Here is a 20,864-nt window from a genome sequence, read left to right as displayed (position 1 = left end):
CGGACTCACACCCGGCAGGGCTTCAATGACGCCAAACGCTACTTACGCAACATTCATCGTCTTGTGCGTATCAATCAAATGCTGCACCACACCCGGATCGGCCAGGGTGGAGATATCGCCCAACCCTTCGTATTCAGCGGTCGCAATCTTGCGCAGAATCCGGCGCATGATTTTGCCCGAGCGAGTCTTCGGCAGCCCCGGCGCCCACTGGATGACATCCGGCGAAGCAATCGGGCCGATCTCTTTACGCACCCAGTTTTTCAGCTCCAGGCGCAATTGCTCGCTCGTTTCTTCGCCAGCGTTCAGGGTGACGTAGACATAAATGCCCTGCCCCTTGATGTCGTGCGGCACACCCACCACTGCCGCTTCGGCGACTTTCGGGTGAGCAACCATCGCGCTTTCGATCTCGGCGGTGCCCATGCGGTGGCCGGAGACGTTGAGTACGTCATCCACACGACCGGTGATCCAGTAGTAACCATCGGCATCGCGACGAGCACCGTCACCGGTGAAGTACATGCCGCGGAAAGTCTTGAAGTAGGTATCGACGAAACGGTCATGGTCGCCGTACAGCGTACGCGCCTGACCTGGCCACGAATCGAGGATCACCAGATTGCCCTCGGCCTCGCCCTCAATGATGTTGCCCAGATTGTCCACCAGGGCCGGCACCACGCCGAAGAACGGACGTGCCGCAGAGCCTGGCTTGAGGCCATGAGCCCCCGGTAGCGGGCTCATCATGTTGCCGCCGGTTTCGGTCTGCCACCATGTATCGACGATCGGGCAACGGGACTTGCCGACATTCTTGTAGTACCAATCCCAGGCTTCCGGGTTGATCGGCTCACCCACCGAACCGAGCAGGCGCAGGCTGCTGCCATCGGCGCCTTCTACGGCAGCAGTGCCCGACGCCATCATCGCGCGGATCGCGGTCGGCGCGGTGTAGAGGATGTTGACCTTGTGCTTGTCGACGATCTTCGCCACACGGGTAATGTCCGGATAGTTCGGCACGCCCTCGAACAGCAGCGTGGTCGCACCATTGGCCAGCGGGCCGTAGACGATGTAACTGTGGCCGGTGACCCAGCCGACGTCAGCGGTGCACCAGTAGATTTCACCCGGGCGGTAGTCGAACACGCGCTCGTGGGTCATGGCCGCGTACAACAGATAACCGCCGGTGGTGTGCTGCACGCCCTTCGGCTTGCCGGTGGAACCGGAGGTGTAAAGGATGAACAGCGCTTCTTCGGCGCCCATCTCTTTCGGCGCGCAAACGGTGCCAGCCACTTTCATCAGGTCTTCGTACCAGATGTCGCGGTGCTGGTTCCACTTGATATCGCCACCGGTGCGCTGGCACACGATGACTTTCTGGATGCTGCTGGTTTCCGGGTTGGTCAGGGCGTCGTCGACGTTGGCCTTGAGCGGGATCTTCTTGCCGGCACGAATACCTTCGTCGGCGGTGATCACCACTTTCGAGCGGCAGTCGATGATGCGGCCCGCCAGGGCTTCCGGCGAGAAACCACCGAACACCACCGAGTGAATCGCACCGATCCGGGTGCAGGCCAGCATGGCGACCACGGCTTCGGGAATCATCGGCATATAGATAGTCACCACATCGCCGCGGTGCACATCCTGGCCACGCAGGGCGTTGGCGAACTTGCAGACTTGTTCATGCAGTTCGCGGTAGGTGATGTGGCGGCTTTCGGAAGGGTCATCCCCTTCCCAAATGATTGCGACTTGATCGCCGCGCTCGGCCAGATGACGGTCGAGGCAGTTGTAGGAAACGTTCAGGGTGCCATCGGCGAACCATTTGATGTCGACATGGTGATCGTCGAAGGAAGTCTGCTTCACCGTGGTGAAAGGCTTGATCCAGTCGAGGCGCTTGGCTTGCTCGCGCCAGAAACCGTCCGGGTTGACGACCGACTGCTGGTACATGGCCTTGTAGGTCGCCTCGTCAGTCAGCGTATTGGCCAGAACCTCGGGACGAACGGGATACAGAGAAGCCGCACTCATCTTTCTTACCTCGGTGGAATAGTTGTTTTTGTATGGCCCCCGTTTTAGCCGGGCCGGCGCTATAGAACCATTCGACGATGGTAGTAACAAGGCCCTACAAAATGTCGTGGATATCCCTTCGCCAGCGGCCAAAACATCACACAACACCTGTAGGAGCGAGCTCTGCTCGCGATGGTCGTCAACGATAACGCGCCAAACCAGACACCCCGCAGAGCCCTCAGATTCATCGCGAGCGAGCTCGCTCCTACAGAAATGGAGGCTATTCAGGGATTGTTACAGGATCTGTCAAAAGTGTTTATCAGAACCACATCTATATGAACGTATCCCCCCCCGCCTAAAATTCGCCTCGCCAACCCGGCAACCTGAGTTAACCCAGTTACAGCCCCCACGAAGGCCGTTAACCCAAACCAAGTAGTGCAGTTCCACACGCAACCCCAAAAAGGTTGCGTGACCCCATTCGACCTTAAAAAGGTAAAAATCAGATGAAAGCTTTATGGGTACTGGCCCTCGGCAGTCTGTGCTTAACCGCCATGGCAGACGAGGTCCAGACTGATGTCGCACAGCAACAACCGCCTATTGAGGATTACACCTACTCAATGCACCTGGACATCGCCAACGTTATTTCCATGAGCGAAGTGCCCAATGTCTGTGAAGTTGTCCCAATGAAAATGGAATACGACGACTCCAAAGGCCAGCGCCATATTCTGCGCTACAGCGTCATGGGCAATGGCTGCTCCAGCGGCTGATCAGACTGCACCGAATCGCACCCTTTTCAGCGCAACGCCCAGGGTCGATTTCAGCCCGGCTTCGGTCGGGCTCAGTTGTGTCTGGAGTCATCGAAAAGCGTTTCGAAACACAAGATGTAGTGAAAAAAGGCGCTTTTTGATCACTTCTTGAGCAAATCCGATATCAAGCTTTTTTTCTGAAAAAAAATCTGCACCCGGCAAAGCCCTATAATCCCTAGCTCCGACCGAAAAACCCTGCTCATCGACCGCTCCATGCGCGGATTCGCCCCACCACGGCCGTAAAAATTTCCTTATAATGCCGCCTTAAACGGGCCTGCAATATTCCCTTACAGGGATGACAGCCAGTCTGAAGCCCACGCCGAAGTCGTCACCGACTTTTGCGCCCGTCAGAGGCTCTCAGTACCCGTACAAAATTATGTTTATTTGCCTGCGTGTACCGCTGCAAAAAACGCTATCAACGCGGCCAGTACGGCCGTGTGAAAAACCAGACCATCCATTTTCACACGGGCACACTGGCCCTCACGCAGGAGACGACACGTCATGCTGAGCTGGGACGAATTCGATAAAGAAGACACGGAAGTAGCGGCCAAGAGCGCCAACGCCGGCCACGCCACCGAAGCCAATATGGACCGTCTCGACAGCGCCGGTGGTGCCGCCGCCCTGGAAGCCCGCGCCGTGACCGCCGCTGACTCCGCCGCCGTTGCCCGCGCCAAAGCCGCCCTGGACTCCCTCGACGTCGCCGAAGGCCTCGCCGAACTCGAAGGCGCCTCCGCCCGTGTCGCCGTTGACGAAAAGCGCATGATCAACTGCCGCGCCGACCTCAACCAACTCGTGCCCTTCAAGTACGACTGGGCCTGGCAGAAATACCTGGACGGCTGCGCAAACCACTGGATGCCGCAAGAAGTCAACATGACCGCCGACATCGCCCTCTGGAAAAACCCGGAAGGCCTGACCGACGACGAGCGCCGCATCGTGATGCGCAACCTCGGCTTCTTCTCCACCGCCGACTCCCTGGTTGCCAACAACCTGGTCCTGGCCGTGTACCGCCTGATCACCAACCCGGAATGCCGCCAGTACATCCTGCGCCAGGCTTTCGAAGAAGCGATCCACACCCACGCCTACCAGTACTGCATCGAATCGCTGGCCATGGATGAAGGCGAAATCTTCAACATGTACCACGAGATCCCATCGGTCGCGAAAAAAGCCACCTGGGGCCTGAAATACACCCGCTCGATCTCCGATCCGAAGTTCGAAACCGGCACCGTCGAAACCGACAAGGAACTGCTGCGCAACCTGATCGCCTACTACTGCGTTCTGGAAGGCATCTTCTTCTACTGCGGCTTCACCCAAATCCTCTCCATGGGCCGCCGCAACAAAATGACCGGCGTCGCCGAGCAGTTCCAATACATCCTGCGCGACGAATCCATGCACCTGAACTTCGGCATCGACGTGATCAACCAGATCAAAATCGAAAACCCACACCTGTGGGATGCCGAAATGAAGGAAGAAGCCTCGCAGATGATCCTGCAGGGCACTCAACTGGAGATCGAATACGCCCGCGACACCATGCCTCGCGGCGTGCTGGGCATGAACGCGGCGATGATGGAGGACTACCTCAAGTTCATCGCTAACCGTCGCCTGTCGCAGATCGGTCTGAAGGAAGAGTACCCAGGGACGACTAACCCGTTCCCTTGGATGAGCGAGATCATGGACTTGAAGAAAGAGAAGAACTTCTTTGAGACTCGGGTTATTGAGTATCAGACTGGTGGGGCGTTGAGCTGGGATTGATTCCTATGCTCGCTCAAAATCACTAAAGCGTGAAAGTTTTTCAATAAACGCAAAATTGAGGCACCAAAAAGGGCTGTCCAATGGCAGCCTTTTTTTAATTTCCGGCCTCCTGAATTTCATGGTCAATGCGCCACACACGACGACGGCGTCTACAGCTCGCAAAATCGGGCAAGCAAGCAAAATGAGCTGTAAGAACTGAGGTGACTAATTTGAGGTCACCGTTTCAGCCCCAGCAAGCCCTGCGCGCCAATTAACAAGCTGCACCAGATTGAGAAATACAGACCATGCAATGGATCGCCCCCTCCGAAAAAGACGCTACCGCCAACTCGCTTGAAAAACGCCTATGGGATGCCGCTGACCAGTTCCGCGCCAACTCGGGTTTGAAGGCACAGGAATACTCCGGCCCCATCCTTGGATTGATCTTCCTGCGCTTTGCAGAGGCGCGCTTTGCCTTGCTGCGCAGCAAGCTTGAAGCGGAAAGTGCTTCAGCGCGCAGGGGTAGCCGGGTAGATGTGCCGGAGGCTTACCATGCGGAAAGCACGCTGTACCTAAGCCAAGAAGCGCGCTTCGACCACCTGCTAAACCTTCCCGAGGCATCCGACATCGGCGGTGCTGTCAACACCGCTATGCGTGAAATCGAGAAGCACAATCCCAAGCTCGCTGGCGTGCTGCCAAAGACCTATAACCTATTCACCAGCACCCTACTCAAGGAGCTGCTGAAGAAGGTCTCCGAGATACCTGCCACACTCGACTACGACGCCTTTGGCCGCATTTACGAATACTTCCTCGGTGCCTTCGCCATGAGCGAGGGCCAGGGAGGTGGCGAGTTTTACACCCCTAGCAGCATTGTGCGCCTGCTCACCGAAGTGATTGAACCCTTCCATGGCCGCATTCTTGACCCCGCCTGCGGCTCTGGCGGCATGTTCGTACAGTCGGCGCGCTTCGTGGCCGAACACCGAAAAAATCCTGCCGCCGAACTCTCCATCAGTGGCGTCGAGAAAACCGATGAAACCGGCCGTCTGTGCCGCCTCAACTTGGCGGTGCATGGTCTGGAAGGCCAGATAAGCCATGGCGGCAACATCAATAGTTACTATGACGACCCGCACAACGCCGTCGGCCAGTTCGACTTTGTACTTGCCAATCCACCGTTCAACGTTAATGCCGTAGACAAAGAGCGTCTGACCGAGATGGTTGGCCACGATGCGCAAGGGAAGTCACGCCGTTACCCTTTTGGCTTGCCGCGCACCGACAACGGCAACTACCTGTGGATTCAGCTGTTCTACTCGTCATTGAACAAGCAAGGCCGCGCAGGCTTCGTCATGGCCAACTCGGCCTCAGATGCGCGCTCCTCCGAGCAGGAATTACGGCAGAAGCTGATTGAAGCACAGGCAGTGGACGTGATGGTCGCGGTTGGCCCCAACATGTTCTACACCGTTACCCTTCCCGTAACTTTGTGGTTTCTCGACAAGGGCAAGGCCAACACCCCGCGTGCCGATACCGTGCTGTTTATCGACGCCCGCCACATCTACCGCCAGATCGACCGCGCTCACCGTGACTGGACAGCCGCGCAGATCGGCTTTATAGCCAATTTGGTACGTCTGTATCGCGGCGAAGCACTCGACCTCACTCTTGGGGGAGCGGATACCCAAGGCAAGCTCAAGGAGATCTTCGGTGACCAGCCCGCATATACAGATGTGCTGGGACTGTGCAAAGCCGCCACCCTTCAGGAAATCGAAGCCCAGGGCTGGTCGCTCAATCCCGGCCGCTATGTCGGTGTTACGCCAGGCGAAGAGGCCAGCGACGAAGACTTCAAGGAGCAACTGGAAATTCTGAATGAGGAACTGGAATCTCTGAATGCCCAGGCGCGGAAGCTGGAACAGACCATTGCCACTAATGTGGCGGGAATTCTAAGCGCATGACGAATAATTCCTTTAGTCAGACCACCTTAGATGCTATTGCCGACTTCACAAACGGAGGTGCTTGGAATCAAACCGAGTACTCCGATGAAGGCGTGCCCGTTGTTCGCGTCACCGATATCAAGAACGAAACGGTTGACCTCACTGCCTGTAAGTTTCTACCAAAGTCTTCGTTCGAAAAGTACTTTAGGCATAGGTTGCGTAAAGGTGATCTCGTTATTTGTACGGTTGGCTCTCACCCAACCCAGCCTGGATCGGTTGTGGGGCGGGCTGCAATAATTCCGGCCAGTGCGGACGGCGCTCTGCTCAACCAGAATGCAGTGTGCATCCGCTCGTCATCGCCTGACATTGACCAACGCTGGCTTGGCTATCTTGGTCGTAGTCAAGAGTTCCATGAATACATCATCAGTTGCGCACGAGGGTCAGCAAGTCAGGTCCGAATGGCGATTGGGTTACTCAAGGTCATGCCCGTTGTAGTACCCCCCCTTCCAGTCCAGCAACGCATCGCGGGCATTCTATCGGCCTACGACGAACTAATCGAAAACAGCCAGCGGCGCATTAAGATTCTGGAGTCGATGGCCCGTACGCTCTACCGCGAATGGTTCGTTCACTTCCGCTTCCCCGGCCACGAGAACGTGCATCGCATCACTTCCCCCCTCGGTGAGATTCCACAGGGGTGGGAGGTAAAGAAGCTCGGTAACATCTCGTCATATATCAACCGAGGGATAACGCCACGATATGACGAGGAGGGTGATTCAGTCGTAATCAACCAAAGGTGCGTCCGTGACCAGCGACTAAACCTTGAACCCGCGCGCAGGCAATCCAAAGCTATACCAAGCGAAAAGCAGATTTGTTTCGGCGATGTGCTAATCAACTCAACCGGTGTCGGCACACTTGGGCGTGTCGCGCAGGTTTATGAATGTCCTGAAAAATGCACGATCGATACCCATGTGACGATTTCCCGTGCGGCATCCCACATTGATCTCGACTTCTATGGCTGCTGCCTGCTCAGTCTTCAGGAGACCTTTGAGCGCCTCGGAACTGGCGCGACTGGACAGACCGAACTTGGTCGTGCGGCTATTGCAGACATTGATCTGGTAGTGCCTCCAACCGTTCTGCAATGTCAGTTCGGGTCTGCGGTCAAGGGAATGAGATCCGCAGCAGAAACCTATAGTAAGCAAATCAAAAACCTCCGCCGCACCCGCGACCTATTGTTGCCGCGCCTGCTCTCCGGCCAGATCGACGTAGAAACATCCGCATGAGTATGAAAAAGAACCTGTGTAAGCTGGAGCGCGTGCCATTGCATGAGGCATGGAAACATGAAGCGAACGATTTCACACCGTGGCTGACTGAAGCCAAAAATTTGAACACGCTGGCGGACGACTTGAGGCTAAGTGAGCTGTTGCTTGGAGCTTTGGATTCCGGGGCAGCGGCCAAGCAGCAGTTCGCCAAGCTCTCTAAATAAAAAAGGAAATCGAAGACAAGTTAGAGATTGAGCTGGATTGACTGGAATTACCCATTGCCATGACTCGTCGGGTCGCAACCTAGTATCCAGATTCACCCATTGAAGATGAAGGGAGATGGGATGAGTATCTGGACTGACTCACGCAACGGCTGGTAAGGATTGACCAAGTGCTAAAACTTAATTATTAAAGCCTTAAGATGACAAAGCCTTTTCAGCCCCGCGACCCACTGCTACCGCGCTAGCCATCTGGTTAGATTGACCTCAAGGACGACCGAGAAATGAGCGCTTACGCCTACAGTGAAGACCAGCTCGTCGAGCAACCTGCCATCGGATTGTTTGCTGATCTCGGCTGGCAGACGCTGTCGGCGCTGGAAGAAACCTTCGGCCCCAGCGGCACGCTGGGACGCGAAACCAAGAGCGAGGTTGTTCTGGCTGCCCGCCTGCGCGCGGCACTGTGCAAGCTCAACCCAACGCTACCTGCTGAAGCCATCTCCGCCGCCATCGACGAACTGGCCCGCGACCGCTCCGCCATGCTTGCGGAAGCCGCCAATCGCGAGACCTATCAACTGCTCAAGGAAGGCATCACGGTGTCCGTGCCCGACCATGAACACGGTGGCCAGAAGATTGAGCGCTTACGTGTGGTGGACTGGGAGCAGCCGCAGAACAACGACTTTCTGCTGGTCAGCCAATTCAGCGTGACCGGCGCTCTCTATACCTGTCGACCCGACTTAGTGGGCTTCGTCAATGGGTTGCCCTGGGTGGTGATCGAGCTGAAGAAGCCCGGAGTGCCTGCACGCGCTGCATTCGACGAGAATCTGACGCACTACAAACAGCAGATTCCTGGGCTGTTCTGGTTTAACGCACTGATGATTGCTTCCAATGGCACGGACAGCCTGGTTGGCTCGCTGACCGCCGACTGGGAGCGCTGGGTCAGATGGAAGCGTATCGAACGCGAAGATGAGCCGCGCCGGGTGTCGCTGGAAGTGATGCTGCGAGGTACATGCGACCCTAGTCGCCTGCTGGACCTGGTGGAGAACTTCACGCTTTTTTCCGAACACAAGGCCGGGCTGGTCAAAATCATCGGGCAGAACCACCAGTTTCTCGGCGTAAACAATGCCATCGCCTCGATGCTGGAAGCGCGCAAGCTGGGCCATGGGCGCGGCGGCGTGTTCTGGCAGACCCAGGGCAGCGGTAAGAGCTTCTCGATGGTGTTCTTCGCCCAGAAGGTGCTGCGCAAGCTGGTCGGTAATTGGACCTTCGTGGTCGTTACCGACCGGGTGGAATTGGACGAGCAAATTGCCAAAACCTTCAAATCTACCGGCGCGGTAAGTGAGGCCGAAGGGGATGAGTGCCATGCCGCCAGTGGCGCTCACCTGCGCGAACTGTTGCGCGGCAACCACCGCTACGTGTTCACCCTAGTGCATAAATTCCAGACACCGGAGATGCTCTGTGACCGCTCTGATGTGATCGTACTCACCGACGAGGCGCATCGCAGCCAATACGACACGCTGGCGCTGAACATGCGTGCGGCATTGCCCAAGGCGATGTTTCTGGCCTTTACCGGCACGCCGCTGATTACCGGCGAAGAGCGGACCAAAGAAATCTTCGGTGACTACGTTTCGATCTATGACTTCCAGCAGTCCATCGAAGACGGCGCCACCGTGCCGCTGTTCTACGAGAACCGCACTCCAGAATTACAGCTTATCAACCCGAACTTGAACGAGGACATCTACCAACTGATCGAAGATGCCGAACTCGACCCGGACCAAGAAGCCAAGCTGGAGCGCGAACTAGGTCGGCAATATCATCTGATCACCCGTGATGACCGACTGGACACCGTGGCGGTCGACATCGTGCGTCACTTCCTGGGTCGTGGCTTCGTCGGTAAGGCGATGGTGGTGTGCATCGACAAGGCTACTGCGCTGCGCATGCACGACAAGGTTAAACAGTACTGGGCTGGTGAAACCGTAAAAGTACAGAAGGAACTGGGTGAACTCGCATACCAGCCCCGTACCGGGGAAATGACCCCAGACCAGGCAAGACGCGATGCGCGCGCAGCCGAACTGAAACAGCGCCTAGAGGTGCTGACCAGCACCGACATGGCGCTGATTGTTTCACCAGGGCAAAACGAAATTCAGCAAATGCAGAGCCTTGGGTTAGATATCGAACCACATCGCAAAAGGATGTTCGAGTCGAATCCGGGATTGGATGAGAAGTTCAAGGATACGGAAGACCCGCTGCGCATCGCCTTTGTTTGCGCCATGTGGCTGACCGGCTTCGACGCACCAAGCTGCTCGACGATCTACCTCGACAAACCGATGCGTAACCATTCGTTGATGCAGACTATTGCGCGTGCCAACCGTGTTTTCCCTGGTAAACACAGCGGTGTCATCGTCGATTACGCCAACGTCTTCGCCTCCCTGGAAAAGGCGCTGGCCATCTATGGCGCAGGTAAGAACGGCAAGAAGCCGGTAAAAGATAAGCAGCAGCTGATTGAAGATTTGCGCAATACAGTTGCTGAAGCGACCACGTTCTGCGCCGCTCATGGCGTGATATTGGATGAGATCGAGGCAACACCCGTTGGTGGCTTAGAGCGCTTGCAGTGCATCGCTGACGCAATGAACGAACTGATCTCACCTGATTCATTGCGCCGTGATTTCTTTGCGCATGAAAGGCTGGTCAGCACGCTGTACCAGGCAGTCAAACCTGATCCGTCTGCGCTGGAGTTTGCCAGTCGTGTTGCCTGCATATCGACGCTGGCTGATTGTATCCGCACCAGTCTGAGCCCGAACCCGCCTGACATTTCGCTGGTAATTAATAACATCAACAATTTGCTGGATGACTCCATCACCGGGCATGCCATCCGCGAGGAAGGGCCTCCAGCGCTGGATCTATCAAAGATAAACTTCGAAGCATTGGCCAAGCGCTTCAAAGAAGCCAAGCACAAGAACACCGACCTTGAGCAACTCAAGGCGGCGATTCGCGCCAAGCTTGAAAAAATGATTCAGCTGAACCGCACTCGTGCCGACTTTGCCGAGAAATTTGAAGCGCTGATTGAGAGCTACAACGCTGGCAGTCGCAGTATTGAAGAGCTTTATCAGGAGTTGTTAGACCTAAGTAACAACTTGAATCAGGAGCAGGAGCGGCATGTCCGCGAGAACGTGACTGAGGAAGAGCTAGTCATCTTCGACATCCTCACTCGTCCTGCCCCAGACCTCAGCCCGGAAGAGCGTACTGCGGTCAAGAAAGCCGCCCGCGAACTGCTGGCCCGCCTCAAGGAGTTGCTCGTCATCAACTGGCGACAGAAGTCCACAGCGCGCTCACAATTGAAGTTAGCCATCGAAGACACTCTGGACCTCGGTCTGCCTCGCGCCTATACACCTGAACTCTACTACCTGAAATGCTCAGCGGTGTTTGAGCATGTGTATGAGAGTTATCCGGAGCGTAATTCGGGTGTGTACACCTCGGCGCATTAGATAACTTGACCGCAGCAGGAAAGACATCGACCAGCTGGCCTACTTCCGGTCGACCAGCGACCGGGGTGTTGGCCACCAGTCCCCATTGGGACTCTCCCCAGACATGGGTGACATGAGGGGGTCGATTGACCATAATGCCCAATTACACCCAGCGCAGGCCGACATTGCTCCGATGTGACGCCATTAGAACCACACGCCCATCAATTGCTGCAAAGGCCACCCCACCGAACGGGATCAGCGCCAGCCCGTTATCTCTGGCGCGGGTCGAATCACCTACGACCGCGCCACCAGGCCTTAACTCGGGCGAGGCAGGCCGTTATCAGGTCGCCCCATGTGAACCCTCTGTCGCCCGGATCTTGATCTGTCGGTTGATGAACGTGCCCCTGCGCGTCTGCCTTTTGGGCATTCACCCTTGCAATATGCAGATCAATGTCACGGCGATCACGGGCCTGCACGCGCTTGATCATCTGGTCGCTGAACGCCCCCGCCCAGACAATTTGATTACGCCGAATCCAGTAGTGCGACCGGCAGGGAAATGTCCAGTTGCCAATGGAGGGGGCCAAGGATACTTTCCCGCCGTCTCGCATGACCTTCCAGCCAGAAGGTTTGAGCGGGGTGACCACTTCCTGCCCACAGCCACAGCAGCATTTGTGCAGCGCAGTGCCGTACCTCTCGCTGATGTACAGCACGCCGTCGACCAGCTTATCTGGGATGATCTCGACGAACTCTGGAGTGATACTGGCCTGCCTCATTCAGTGACACCAAATTCAGAGCGTGCGAGCGATTGGAGCGCAACCGTAAAGGTCTGATTGTGGGCTAGCTCTTGATCGGAGTAGAACCCGCAATGCTGCTTCCAGCGGATCACGGCCAATGCTGCATTGAGCGCGTTCATGTCAGCGACCTGAATATTGCTCCGGTAAAGCGCATCCCCCTGCTCAGGCTCAATATCAAGCAGCCTCTCCAGGTGATCGTTCTTCTGGACGGTTCCCAATGTCACCCGGCATGTACCTCGCAGGCTTGAGGTCTCGTCCTGCTTGTTGATGGCCATCCCAACATCGATGAACGGAATGCCGGCATGTCGCAAGTGCCCGCAGATCAGTCCGCGCGCGGGGCCATCGTCTACGCACACGAACACGAAACTGAATTGCTCCAGCTCGCCGATATTAGTCGATGTCAGATGGTATGGGTGGGCAACTACGCCTTTGTGCATGTGGGTGTAAATGCCGTGCAGGTAATCAACCTTTGCCGGACGGGTTTCCAACATTTCCAGAGTTGCCGCGCCAGGAGCGCGGAAGGCGTTGTGCCGTTTGAACTCATCCTCATCGAACAGATGGATTTCACGCACCGGGGTCTTCGCCACCAAATCCAGTATGTAGCTCCCCGTACCGCCAGCACCGACAATCGCGACCTTGGCCAATTGGAGTTTTTGCGCGATTGCCGTGATGCCCGCCCGTGACGATGCTGAGTCGCCGTAACGAAAAACCGAGTCTACGTCCCGCGAAGGAAAGGCCTTACCGGTCTTAGGGTCGGCATCGCAGTCGATAACTCGCGCTTGGGCAGCAAGAACCTCAGCGTAGTGGCTGATTTTCTCGTGGTAAGTGTTTGGGAAGGTAGGGTTCGATGCCGGCTTGTTTGAGAAGTAGTGGTTAACCTTGAACTGGTCAAACAGCACACACTCATTCGAGTTATTGATGACCTCCGCCAAGGGTTCGCCACTGGCCTTGCAAGGTGTCGCGCCCGCAAACCATACGGTGTGATCGTTCGGCCGACCAGCTACGCCTGGCGTGCCTGAATAAGCGCAAACCAGCGTACCCAGTTTAATTTCCCGTTCAGGCGTGACGTAGGGTACGGAGTGGATCAGCAGGAAGCTATGCAGAATCTCTACTTCGTAGCCCTCTTCTATGAGCTGCTGAACCGCTGAATCAAGACCTGTTGGTTTTGGAGACATCGAACTTCATCCCGTTATAAACCTTCATGGTCTGGCCTTCGGCAAGAGTGCCGTCAGGGACGTGTGGCCCGGTGTATTGCACGGTGTAGAAGGCCTGACTTGGGTCCGAGCCATCGGAGCCCATGGCCACGATCTGGGCGTAGGAGACCTGATCACCTTCGACTGTGCGCGGCCGGCCATTGACGATGATGTGGGTTTGATTCGGCTTGCCGTGATCCGGGTTCGCGGGATCGTGCGGGTGTTCGGGCTTGTCAGGCTGGCTCATTGAAATGCTCCTACATAGCGAAGGTGAAACCAAGGATTGGGGCGCCTAGACGAAATCTACACTTGTCCAAACCAGGCACCACAGCCATGACTATACGCCCAGACCAAGAAAATGCAAATACTTTTTATCACGTAATTCTTTTTATCACATAATATTTTTTATTCTGTCACTTTTTTTATGCTCACCTGCTAAACTGAAAAATTCTACTCATGCGAAATTAAGCTAAGCCAACATATGGATCAGCAACGAGACATCCAGCGCGAACGACTGTTCTACATTGAGTTCCTCGCCTTGTTCACCGGCCAGGTCAGTCGAAAAGATCTAGTGTCCCGTTTTGGGATCAGTGAACCAGCGGCCACGAAAGATCTGTCCCTGTACTCAGAGTTGGCTCCCGATGTACTGCGTTATGACCTGCGGCAAAAGTGTTACGTCCTGTCCGAAGGTAAACCCCACTTCCAGCATGACGTTGATCAGGCGCTGTTCTCACTCGTCGGTGAGCGAGCAATCGCCATGGACTCAGAGCATGCCAAGCGTCTACCTGGCTGGATCAGCTCCAGCATCAAAAGAAAGATTCCGTTATCCCTGGTGAGCACGATTACACGTTGCATCTACCTGGGCCGGAAGATGACGGTTGAATACGGATCGATGAGCAGTGGACACCGAGAGCGCGTGTTGTCCCCACTGGCGATGGTGCATGACGGATTGCGCTGGCATGTACGCTGCTTCGATCATGCTAAAGAAGACTTTCGGGACTTCAACCTCTCGCGATTCACTTCCGCCCACCCTGGAGATCATTCAGATGCCAAGCTCGATAACGACGCACATTGGACAGCTGACGTTCGCTTGAGGCTTGTTCCGCATCCAGCAGCCGAGCATCCTGACACCATTCGCCTTGATTACGACATAACAGAAGAGGCCAAGTATGTTGAGCTAAAGGCATGCCTCGTCGGCTACTTTCTCCGGCAGTGGAATATAGATGTCACTGACTCAGCAACCGGCAACCCAAAGGCTCAACACCTTTACCTTGAGAACAAGCACGAGCTTCTCGCAGCCGGTGTTCCTGCTTGGTCGTTTGCCCCATGAGCAGAGTCACTCTATCAGCGCGCAGCCCTCAAGCCGTTCGATGAGCCTCGGAATGACCTCAGCCGGAAAGGCTCAATTGCGATACGCCGGTTTGTAGTACCCACCTAGCTGGTATGCCATGGTTTTGAGCAGATCTCTAATTTGAGGACTGTAGACAAGTGAGCGCACCACCAGAGACCCTGATGGCAACAGTCGTGCTGTTACCTACATTCCTTGGATGGTGTAGCTCTGTCAGCAGGGGTTTTGCCAAGCGAAATCATTCGCCGCCTATCCAATCTGTTTATTGAGGCAGGGAAGGCAACCATGTGTTTTGACATGCACGGTATGTAGGTACACCTCAACCATTGATACAAGCTCGGGATCAGACACTGTCACCACCCCCAAAAAGGCATCACCTCCGAGGATACAAGCCGTTTGCTCAGGTGTATAAGAGTGCTCACTGAACCCATGCTTTGGAAAAGTTCGTCTGCCATCAAGCTCGACCTGCGGGGTTTTCACATGGCCCCATACTCGGTGATGCAGATTGTTTTTGGTCGCCTTGCCGATATAGATAATCTCGCCCTCCGGCGAGCCAAAAAAGTACACCCCGCTCTTGGAACCAACGCCATCACCGGTCGCGAGGAGGCCTAAGTTTAGTGGATCTAACCAGTTCCCTATGGCTGGTCTATTTTCGCCGAACGCGAAATTGACCGTGACATCTGAAAAGAGGCTAGGGAGGCTATGAATCAGGCTTTCTAGGGCGGCATAAGCTTGTTGAAAATTCAACGATTTCTCCAGGTGATCAGTCCAGGGCTGAGCGAAAGTGGCGTAACGATTCCGCGCCCATAAATGCCATTTTGCGAGACCGTGCTCCAACCTGTTCCACAGAGAGCAACGCGCCACGAGAGGTCGGAATGCCTACCTCTCGGTCAATTTCACACTCACTCACATCACTCAAGCATTTAGAAACATCACCACTTCGATGGCTCGGAGCGGTGACACTGGGTAACCCATTTTTTCGTTGACCGAAGAGTGAAGGCCTGGAAACCGTCCGTCTTTTCGAAGCTCACTCAACTGGCCCAGATATTTCAAATAAGCCTCCGTATTGTTCACTCTGTACTGATGAGCCGCATGACCATGAGTAAAGCGATAGATCTTCGAATCCCAAATGGCGAAAGCATCGGGATTAACAAAGTGCAGCAGCTTGGACGCCCCTACCACCGAATTGTTGACTAGAGCCGCCAGCTCGGCCAATTCGCATTGATTCAAAACTCCATTGACACGCGCTTTGTTGAGTAAGTTGGCTCCCTGCTGCAATGTCCGTTCAGCCGTTGGGTACAGATCCAAGATGGTCGGCATCCAGCCGTAAACGATGTGCGCTCCGCAGACAAAATCTCGCTCGGTTAATGCCGACCCTGTCTGTAATTGCGCGAGAATATGTGGGTAAGATCGAATGTAGGACTTCTTACGGTCTACCTTCGTTTGAGGCTCCAACAGAAATATGTCCTGCATTGGTTTGGGCTCCTGATTAACGTGAGTCGTGTTTAGATAAAGCGGGCTTCGAAGGGCAAGTCAGCACGAGTCGCAAAAAATCAACCGCGACACAGGTTGTCGTCAAACGGCTTAGGCTAGGAGATCAACAAACAAGGAGCCTCACCTGATGAAAATCTATTCAGCTTTTATGCAGCGCGTGGTCGCCAACGCAGGCCCCCAGGCCAACTTCAGCATCACGGTGCAAGCCGTGACCTCAAACATGGCTAAGATCACCGCCGAAGCCCAGTACCCTGGCTACAAATGCATTAACGCACCGACGCAAGTTCGCTGAGAGTACTTTTCGAGCAAAACTGCGCCGCCCGTTGGAGCGGCGCACCGTCAGCTCTACACTCTGTCGCGCGTCATTGATCCACTTTTAACTACCTTACAAAGTGTATTTACCAGCGACATCTCCTCTGGTGTCTTGCAGCGGATGGCCGTCAAGGCTGGACTGGCTATCACACAAGCCAAGGTTTTGGCTCGACTGACCGCTACATTCAAGCGGTTTTTCGAGTAGAGGAAACCAATATCCCGAGGTAAATAGTCTTCATTCGAAGTTGCCATCGATACAATCACAATTTCGGCTTCTTGCCCCTGAAACTTGTCCACCGTCCCGACTCGGGCGCCGGCCGGCAGCTCCCGTTTGAGCAATTGCACCTGAAGGTTATACGGTGCGACAACCAAGATATTGTCCACGTCGACCCGGTGCACCTCGCCATCCTTATCTACATAAGTTTGCCCTAGGAAATAGCAGTAGAGGTCGCGGACGACAGCGGCTTCCTCCTCTGAGCTTTGGCTATTGGCGTCGTGCTCCACCGCACAAAAATACAACCCGCAATCGGGTATCTCAGGACGCTCGCCATCCAGCACCAGTACTTGTCGCTCGGTTCCCGGGGCCGATGTTAATTGTCCGTCGTACACCGCATCGGAAATAAAGGAACACACCTCAGGGTGCATACGCCATGTCTGCGCCAGGAATACCCCACGATCCGTGGGAATCGTGGCCACGTCATCAAGCAGATAATCCAGGATCGAATCTCCTGAGCGCCCTGGATGCGTCCCCTTAATCGGTTGCGATAATTGCATCTGATCGCCCATCAGCACCAAACTGCGGGCTGACATCCCCATCGCCACGAGGTTGGCCACACTGACCTGACCAGCTTCGTCAATGAACAGGTAATCCAACGCTTCGCTAAATGCATCATCCGCGAACAGCCAAGCAGTACCAGCGACAAGACGTGCTCCCGAGTTCCATGCGGCCAACAATTTCGTTTTGTCATCTTGGGACGTGATGCAGCGCCCGGCAAAACGACTCTCCTCAGCCCCCTGAGTGGATTTTTTCAAGCCGACGAAGTTGAAACCAGACGCCTCAGCACAGGTTTCTATCGCAGCAAGCAAGTTGTTGATCGCGTGATGAGAGTTAGAGGTAATCCCGACCCGCTTGCCAGCTTGCAGCAGATCAACTATCAGGTGAGACCCCGTATACGTTTTACCAGCACCCGGAGGCCCCTGAATGAACAGCACACTATGGTCGAGGTTACGCACCACCTGCTTGACTGCATCGAGAGGATCCAGTCCAGCCGCTAAAAGGGCCGTCCCGGCTTCCAAGCCAATCACTCTGGGTGAGCGACGAAACAAAAAGTCTTCCACCGCTTGAAAATGCCCACCACCTGCCAGAACCGCATCGGCGTAGCGGAATAATGCTTCGCGAATAACGTTGCTATTAATTGGCCCACCGGGTCCCATATCAAAGTCTTCGGGAGGTTGCCGTTCGGCAGTGGCCTTAAAGGTCGCCAATCGGTTTTCCATGTCCAATTCATGCAGAGTAATCGCGCTCAGTGTTTCGACCACCATTCCCTGCGACCCGATACGCAGCTTGGTCTCCTGCTCGGGGAAGCGGTATTGATAAAGGAATGAGCGCTTTTCCGGTACGGGTGGCTGTGTTGTGCGTGTCAACCCAGCCAGGCTCTCGATATCCTCAAGAAGCTCATCCCTCGCCATGTCCTGACGCTTGAACATATCCCACCACACCGGCTTCTCGGTGCGCCGATGAAAATCAAGCAACTGAAAAATCAACGCCTTAACAAGCGCCTCGTCATCCCACTGCGATTCATCCTCCGGCAACTGACCAATAAGGCGCTGACGATAACTTTCCAGGCGAATCTCCTGTTCGCTGGCCCCTACGGCAACAGGATCAACTTCGACGGTCCCCACATTCGTCGCGGCAAAATTGCTGCCATCGGGGTTGATCGCAAGCAGCCAGTTACGCAGCAAGTAAGTGGAGCGCACATCATCCTCGTTGTAGCGCTCAATGGTTTCCAACAGTTCAGGATCACCGCTCTGCTTCCAACGTTCATAAAACACGATGCTCGCGCCGGCACTGGTCACCTCGCCAACCCGTCTTTCCATGTAGAAATGTTCGATGTACTTGATCGAGTAGCTCGGTTCGGAAACGCGTATCGCCTCCCGCACCACCTTATACAGATCGATCAGCTTGCCGTTCCGCAGCAACCAGTCAACTTGAGTCTCACGGGTGCCGTGCTGGCTCATCAAACGCTTGATCGCTGTCTCTTCGTAGCTGGCGTAGTGATAGATGTAGGCTTGCGGATAGCGCGCCAAATGCGCCATCAAAAAATCGATGAAGGCTTCGAACGCTTGTTTCTCTTCTGTACGAGAGTGCCCCCAAAAAGGCAGGAAGCGTTGGCTCCCTGCCTCATCAATGTACAAGCCAAACAAATACTCCAAACCGCCCTCTTCAAGCGGATCCCCCTCCATATCAAAAAAAAGATCGCCTTCCGCTGGCTCAGGCATACGGCCGAATCCACGCAGCCCAGCCTGCGGAGGCAACAGTTCGTAAATTGGTGCATCGCTATGACGGCCCAGGTGTTGCAGACGGGCTTGATGCCTCAATTTACTCAAGGACTCGCCGTTAAGTTTGGGAATGGAAATACGTTCCGGAATGTTGGCCAATTGCTCCAAGGTCTGAACACCGGCGCTTTGCAATTTTTTGATTTGGGACTTGCTGATATTCGCGACCGCAGACAAATGATCATCTTGCTCGCGTTGAATGGCACAAAGGTCGCGCCACCCGCAAAAGCGGCAATGATCACAAGGATCAGGATAGGTGGTTGACGGCTGTGGGGCAGAGACAAAAGCATCGAAGCGCTGAAGAACCTGATCGAGATAATCTGCGTAATCTGCCACACGAAATGGCCGTTCGCTACGCACTGCATCACCGAGCACAACATGCATGAAGTGAGGACGAACACCTTGCAATGGAACCAGCAGCTGGGAGTACAGCGCTAACTGGACAATGAACTTTGCTTTGGGCGTTTTCGCCAGCTTGGTATCGATCACCTCGTAGCTGTAATCACCAAGATCTGAGGGCAGTGCAACCTTTCGGAGAAAGTCGGCATGACCAATAAAAACATCGTCCTGTAACGTCGCCTGGAAAATGATATCGGCACCGGCCTGCATCGCTTCCCGTGTCAACTCGACCTTCTTTGAGATAGACCGCGCGCCACTCGCAGCGATATCCACCACTACTGGATACTCAAGCTTCAGCCGTTCAAGGTAGGCCGCCTCATGCTCAAGGCCCTTTTCCTGAATCAGGCGATTTTCCTCAGTTTCTGGTGCCCTCTCCATAGGCGATACAAGGTGGGCCATGTCGAGAGCCGTCAGGTGCTCGCATTCTAGAAAACCGCAAAGATCTGAAGCGGAGTAAAGCCGGTTACCATCGACGATTTGCATGCCTACGTTTCCTTGTATTGACTGCCCCAGCACGGCGAGGCGCCCATCGCATGGAGTACCGGGTGGCTCCCCACAAGTCCATCTACAAACCTAGCGTGACGTCACGGGACGTGCGATAGCTTTCCCACATGTAGCTCGAAATGGGCTCGTTCAGCCCCCAAACTACATGTCATTCCATCCTCTCCAACCACAACTCGAACGACTCGGCCGATATGGTCCAAGAGGCCACGCAGTTCGATCCACTTCTTTGCTCCAATACGGGCGGCCAATATTTACCAATTGATAGCATCAGCCATGCGAAAGCGGGTCCATGTGGATTTGCACCTCGTAACCGTCACCCGCCGTTCGGGCCAAGGTCAACATAAGCGAACAACGGCAGGTCATACAAATCACCGAACAGCTGATAAATCTTCGCAGAGGCGTTGATCAGTTTTTTTACGCTGCCAGCGTGATGCGTCAGGTTTATACGCTTGTTGTGGTCTCGGTTCATCGCACTTAACGCATCATAGACACGAGCATCCGGCACACAGCAGAACTCACCTGGAATCGATGGATAAAGCTGACAACGCAACTCTCGCATGACCAGAGGGATCTTTATCAGCATGCTTTTCTCGCCGGTCCCCAAGCCTTTCAATGAACGCATATAGTCGAAGAACGCTACGTATTGGCGAGTCGTGATCATGACCTCGATCTCACGTTTGATGCCGTCCCAGTTTTGGGCAAGGACCCCCACACTGGCGTAGACATCCTGCCTGAAACTCACCTGCTTCCGAGTTTGAGGATCTAGGCACCGACCTAAGGTCTTGAACGAGCCCCATGAAAGACAGGACACCGTTTCCCCCTTACGATAAGGGATAGGCAAACGGTTATGTTTATGACTAAAAGCAACGATAAGAGTGGAGAGCTTTTGGGCCAGG

At 55.0% G+C, this 20,864-nt stretch carries 16 protein-coding genes; 8 read left to right on the top strand and 8 right to left on the bottom strand.

The features are described 5' to 3' along the window. Window positions 1-42 precede the first annotated feature (42 nt). Window positions 43-1,998: an acetate--CoA ligase gene (gene acs / locus FFS64_RS27860; RefSeq protein ID WP_137807991.1), complete on the bottom strand. Its 1,956-nt coding sequence runs from the start codon at window positions 1,996-1,998 to the stop codon at window positions 43-45. Window positions 1,999-2,480: 482 nt separating this feature from the next. Between acs and FFS64_RS27855 the strand changes: the two genes are divergently transcribed. From FFS64_RS27855 to FFS64_RS27830, 6 genes are all read left to right on the top strand, one after another. After that, the gene (locus FFS64_RS27855) at window positions 2,481-2,744 is read left to right on the top strand and encodes a DUF2790 domain-containing protein (protein WP_095193263.1); all 264 of its coding nucleotides are present in this window, start codon (window positions 2,481-2,483) and stop codon (window positions 2,742-2,744) included. A gap of 540 nt (window positions 2,745-3,284) precedes the next feature. Further along, window positions 3,285-4,532, top strand: a complete 1,248-nt coding sequence (locus tag FFS64_RS27850) for a ribonucleotide-diphosphate reductase subunit beta (protein WP_095193262.1) — start codon at window positions 3,285-3,287, stop codon at window positions 4,530-4,532. 284 nt (window positions 4,533-4,816) lie between these two features. Further along, a complete protein-coding gene (locus tag FFS64_RS27845) occupies window positions 4,817-6,451 on the top strand; it encodes a class I SAM-dependent DNA methyltransferase (protein WP_137807990.1) in 1,635 nt (544 codons plus the stop codon). Further along, window positions 6,448-7,710, top strand: coding sequence for a restriction endonuclease subunit S (locus tag FFS64_RS27840; RefSeq protein WP_137807989.1), 1,263 nt, complete (start codon window positions 6,448-6,450; stop codon window positions 7,708-7,710). Before FFS64_RS27845 ends, FFS64_RS27840 begins: the two co-directional genes overlap by 4 nt. Continuing rightward, a complete protein-coding gene (locus FFS64_RS27835; protein ID WP_137807988.1) occupies window positions 7,707-7,913 on the top strand; it encodes a hypothetical protein in 207 nt (68 codons plus the stop codon). The genes FFS64_RS27840 and FFS64_RS27835 overlap by 4 nt, the downstream gene beginning before the upstream one ends. A 278-nt stretch (window positions 7,914-8,191) precedes the next feature. Beyond that, window positions 8,192-11,389 (top strand): type I restriction endonuclease subunit R, encoded by a 3,198-nt coding sequence (locus FFS64_RS27830; protein ID WP_137807987.1) that lies wholly within the window; start codon window positions 8,192-8,194, stop codon window positions 11,387-11,389. Window positions 11,390-11,658: 269 nt separating this feature from the next. Here the strand turns inward: FFS64_RS27830 and FFS64_RS27825 are convergent, their stop codons facing one another. Genes FFS64_RS27825 through FFS64_RS27815 form a run of 3 tightly spaced genes read right to left on the bottom strand, consistent with a single transcriptional unit; the run spans window position 11,659 to window position 13,602 of the window. Continuing rightward, window positions 11,659-12,141: a DUF6527 family protein gene (locus tag FFS64_RS27825; protein WP_137807986.1), complete on the bottom strand. Its 483-nt coding sequence runs from the start codon at window positions 12,139-12,141 to the stop codon at window positions 11,659-11,661. Next, window positions 12,138-13,337, bottom strand: a complete 1,200-nt coding sequence (locus FFS64_RS27820) for a ThiF family adenylyltransferase (RefSeq protein WP_137807985.1) — start codon at window positions 13,335-13,337, stop codon at window positions 12,138-12,140. The genes FFS64_RS27825 and FFS64_RS27820 overlap by 4 nt, the downstream gene beginning before the upstream one ends. Next, window positions 13,312-13,602 (bottom strand): multiubiquitin domain-containing protein, encoded by a 291-nt coding sequence (locus FFS64_RS27815; RefSeq protein ID WP_137807984.1) that lies wholly within the window; start codon window positions 13,600-13,602, stop codon window positions 13,312-13,314. The genes FFS64_RS27820 and FFS64_RS27815 overlap by 26 nt, the downstream gene beginning before the upstream one ends. Before the next feature lie 234 nt (window positions 13,603-13,836). Between FFS64_RS27815 and FFS64_RS27810 the strand changes: the two genes are divergently transcribed. Beyond that, window positions 13,837-14,685 carry a YafY family protein gene (locus FFS64_RS27810; RefSeq protein WP_137807983.1) on the top strand — a complete coding sequence of 283 codons (849 nt, stop codon included), beginning with the start codon at window positions 13,837-13,839 and terminating at the stop codon, window positions 14,683-14,685. Between the two features lie 267 nt (window positions 14,686-14,952). On the opposite strand, the gene FFS64_RS27805 is transcribed toward FFS64_RS27810, so the two are convergent. Both FFS64_RS27805 and FFS64_RS27800 read right to left on the bottom strand, forming a co-directional pair. Continuing rightward, window positions 14,953-15,450 carry a hypothetical protein gene (locus FFS64_RS27805; protein ID WP_171017149.1) on the bottom strand — a complete coding sequence of 166 codons (498 nt, stop codon included), beginning with the start codon at window positions 15,448-15,450 and terminating at the stop codon, window positions 14,953-14,955. A 168-nt stretch (window positions 15,451-15,618) separates the two neighbouring features. After that, the gene (locus tag FFS64_RS27800) at window positions 15,619-16,176 is read right to left on the bottom strand and encodes a hypothetical protein (protein WP_137807982.1); all 558 of its coding nucleotides are present in this window, start codon (window positions 16,174-16,176) and stop codon (window positions 15,619-15,621) included. Window positions 16,177-16,324: 148 nt separating this feature from the next. On the opposite strand from FFS64_RS27800, the gene FFS64_RS31365 reads away from it, so the two are divergent. Next, complete coding sequence (locus FFS64_RS31365) at window positions 16,325-16,489, top strand: hypothetical protein (protein WP_171017148.1); 165 nt, start codon at window positions 16,325-16,327, stop codon at window positions 16,487-16,489. 53 nt (window positions 16,490-16,542) lie between these two features. On the opposite strand, the gene FFS64_RS27795 is transcribed toward FFS64_RS31365, so the two are convergent. Further along, window positions 16,543-19,947, bottom strand: a complete 3,405-nt coding sequence (locus FFS64_RS27795; protein ID WP_137807981.1) for a TM0106 family RecB-like putative nuclease — start codon at window positions 19,945-19,947, stop codon at window positions 16,543-16,545. A 334-nt stretch (window positions 19,948-20,281) separates the two neighbouring features. After that, a partial coding sequence (locus tag FFS64_RS31360) for a hypothetical protein (RefSeq protein ID WP_218571095.1) occupies window positions 20,282-20,864 on the bottom strand: 583 nt, incomplete at its 5' end.

This window comes from Pseudomonas sp. G(2018) (assembly GCF_005502415.1).
Lineage (GTDB): Bacteria > Pseudomonadota > Gammaproteobacteria > Pseudomonadales > Pseudomonadaceae > Aquipseudomonas.
This window is presented reverse-complemented; position numbering and strand designations above follow the sequence as displayed.

Bases quoted from the DNA above. Each gene is read 5' to 3' on its own strand.
- FFS64_RS27840 (WP_137807989.1), top strand. From the start codon at position 6,448: ATGACGAATAATTCCTTTAGTCAGACCACCTTAGATGCTATTGCCGAC.
- acs (WP_137807991.1), bottom strand. From the start codon at position 1,998: ATGAGTGCGGCTTCTCTGTATCCCGTTCGTCCCGAGGTTCTGGCCAAT.
- FFS64_RS27800 (WP_137807982.1), bottom strand. From the start codon at position 16,176: ATGCAGGACATATTTCTGTTGGAGCCTCAAACGAAGGTAGACCGTAAG.
- FFS64_RS27815 (WP_137807984.1), bottom strand. From the start codon at position 13,602: ATGAGCCAGCCTGACAAGCCCGAACACCCGCACGATCCCGCGAACCCG.
- FFS64_RS27795 (WP_137807981.1), bottom strand. From the start codon at position 19,947: ATGCAAATCGTCGATGGTAACCGGCTTTACTCCGCTTCAGATCTTTGC.
- FFS64_RS27850 (WP_095193262.1), top strand. From the start codon at position 3,285: ATGCTGAGCTGGGACGAATTCGATAAAGAAGACACGGAAGTAGCGGCC.
- FFS64_RS27845 (WP_137807990.1), top strand. From the start codon at position 4,817: ATGCAATGGATCGCCCCCTCCGAAAAAGACGCTACCGCCAACTCGCTT.
- FFS64_RS27855 (WP_095193263.1), top strand. From the start codon at position 2,481: ATGAAAGCTTTATGGGTACTGGCCCTCGGCAGTCTGTGCTTAACCGCC.
- FFS64_RS27820 (WP_137807985.1), bottom strand. From the start codon at position 13,337: ATGTCTCCAAAACCAACAGGTCTTGATTCAGCGGTTCAGCAGCTCATA.
- FFS64_RS27825 (WP_137807986.1), bottom strand. From the start codon at position 12,141: ATGAGGCAGGCCAGTATCACTCCAGAGTTCGTCGAGATCATCCCAGAT.
- FFS64_RS31365 (WP_171017148.1), top strand. From the start codon at position 16,325: ATGAAAATCTATTCAGCTTTTATGCAGCGCGTGGTCGCCAACGCAGGC.
- FFS64_RS27830 (WP_137807987.1), top strand. From the start codon at position 8,192: ATGAGCGCTTACGCCTACAGTGAAGACCAGCTCGTCGAGCAACCTGCC.
- FFS64_RS27835 (WP_137807988.1), top strand. From the start codon at position 7,707: ATGAGTATGAAAAAGAACCTGTGTAAGCTGGAGCGCGTGCCATTGCAT.
- FFS64_RS27810 (WP_137807983.1), top strand. From the start codon at position 13,837: ATGGATCAGCAACGAGACATCCAGCGCGAACGACTGTTCTACATTGAG.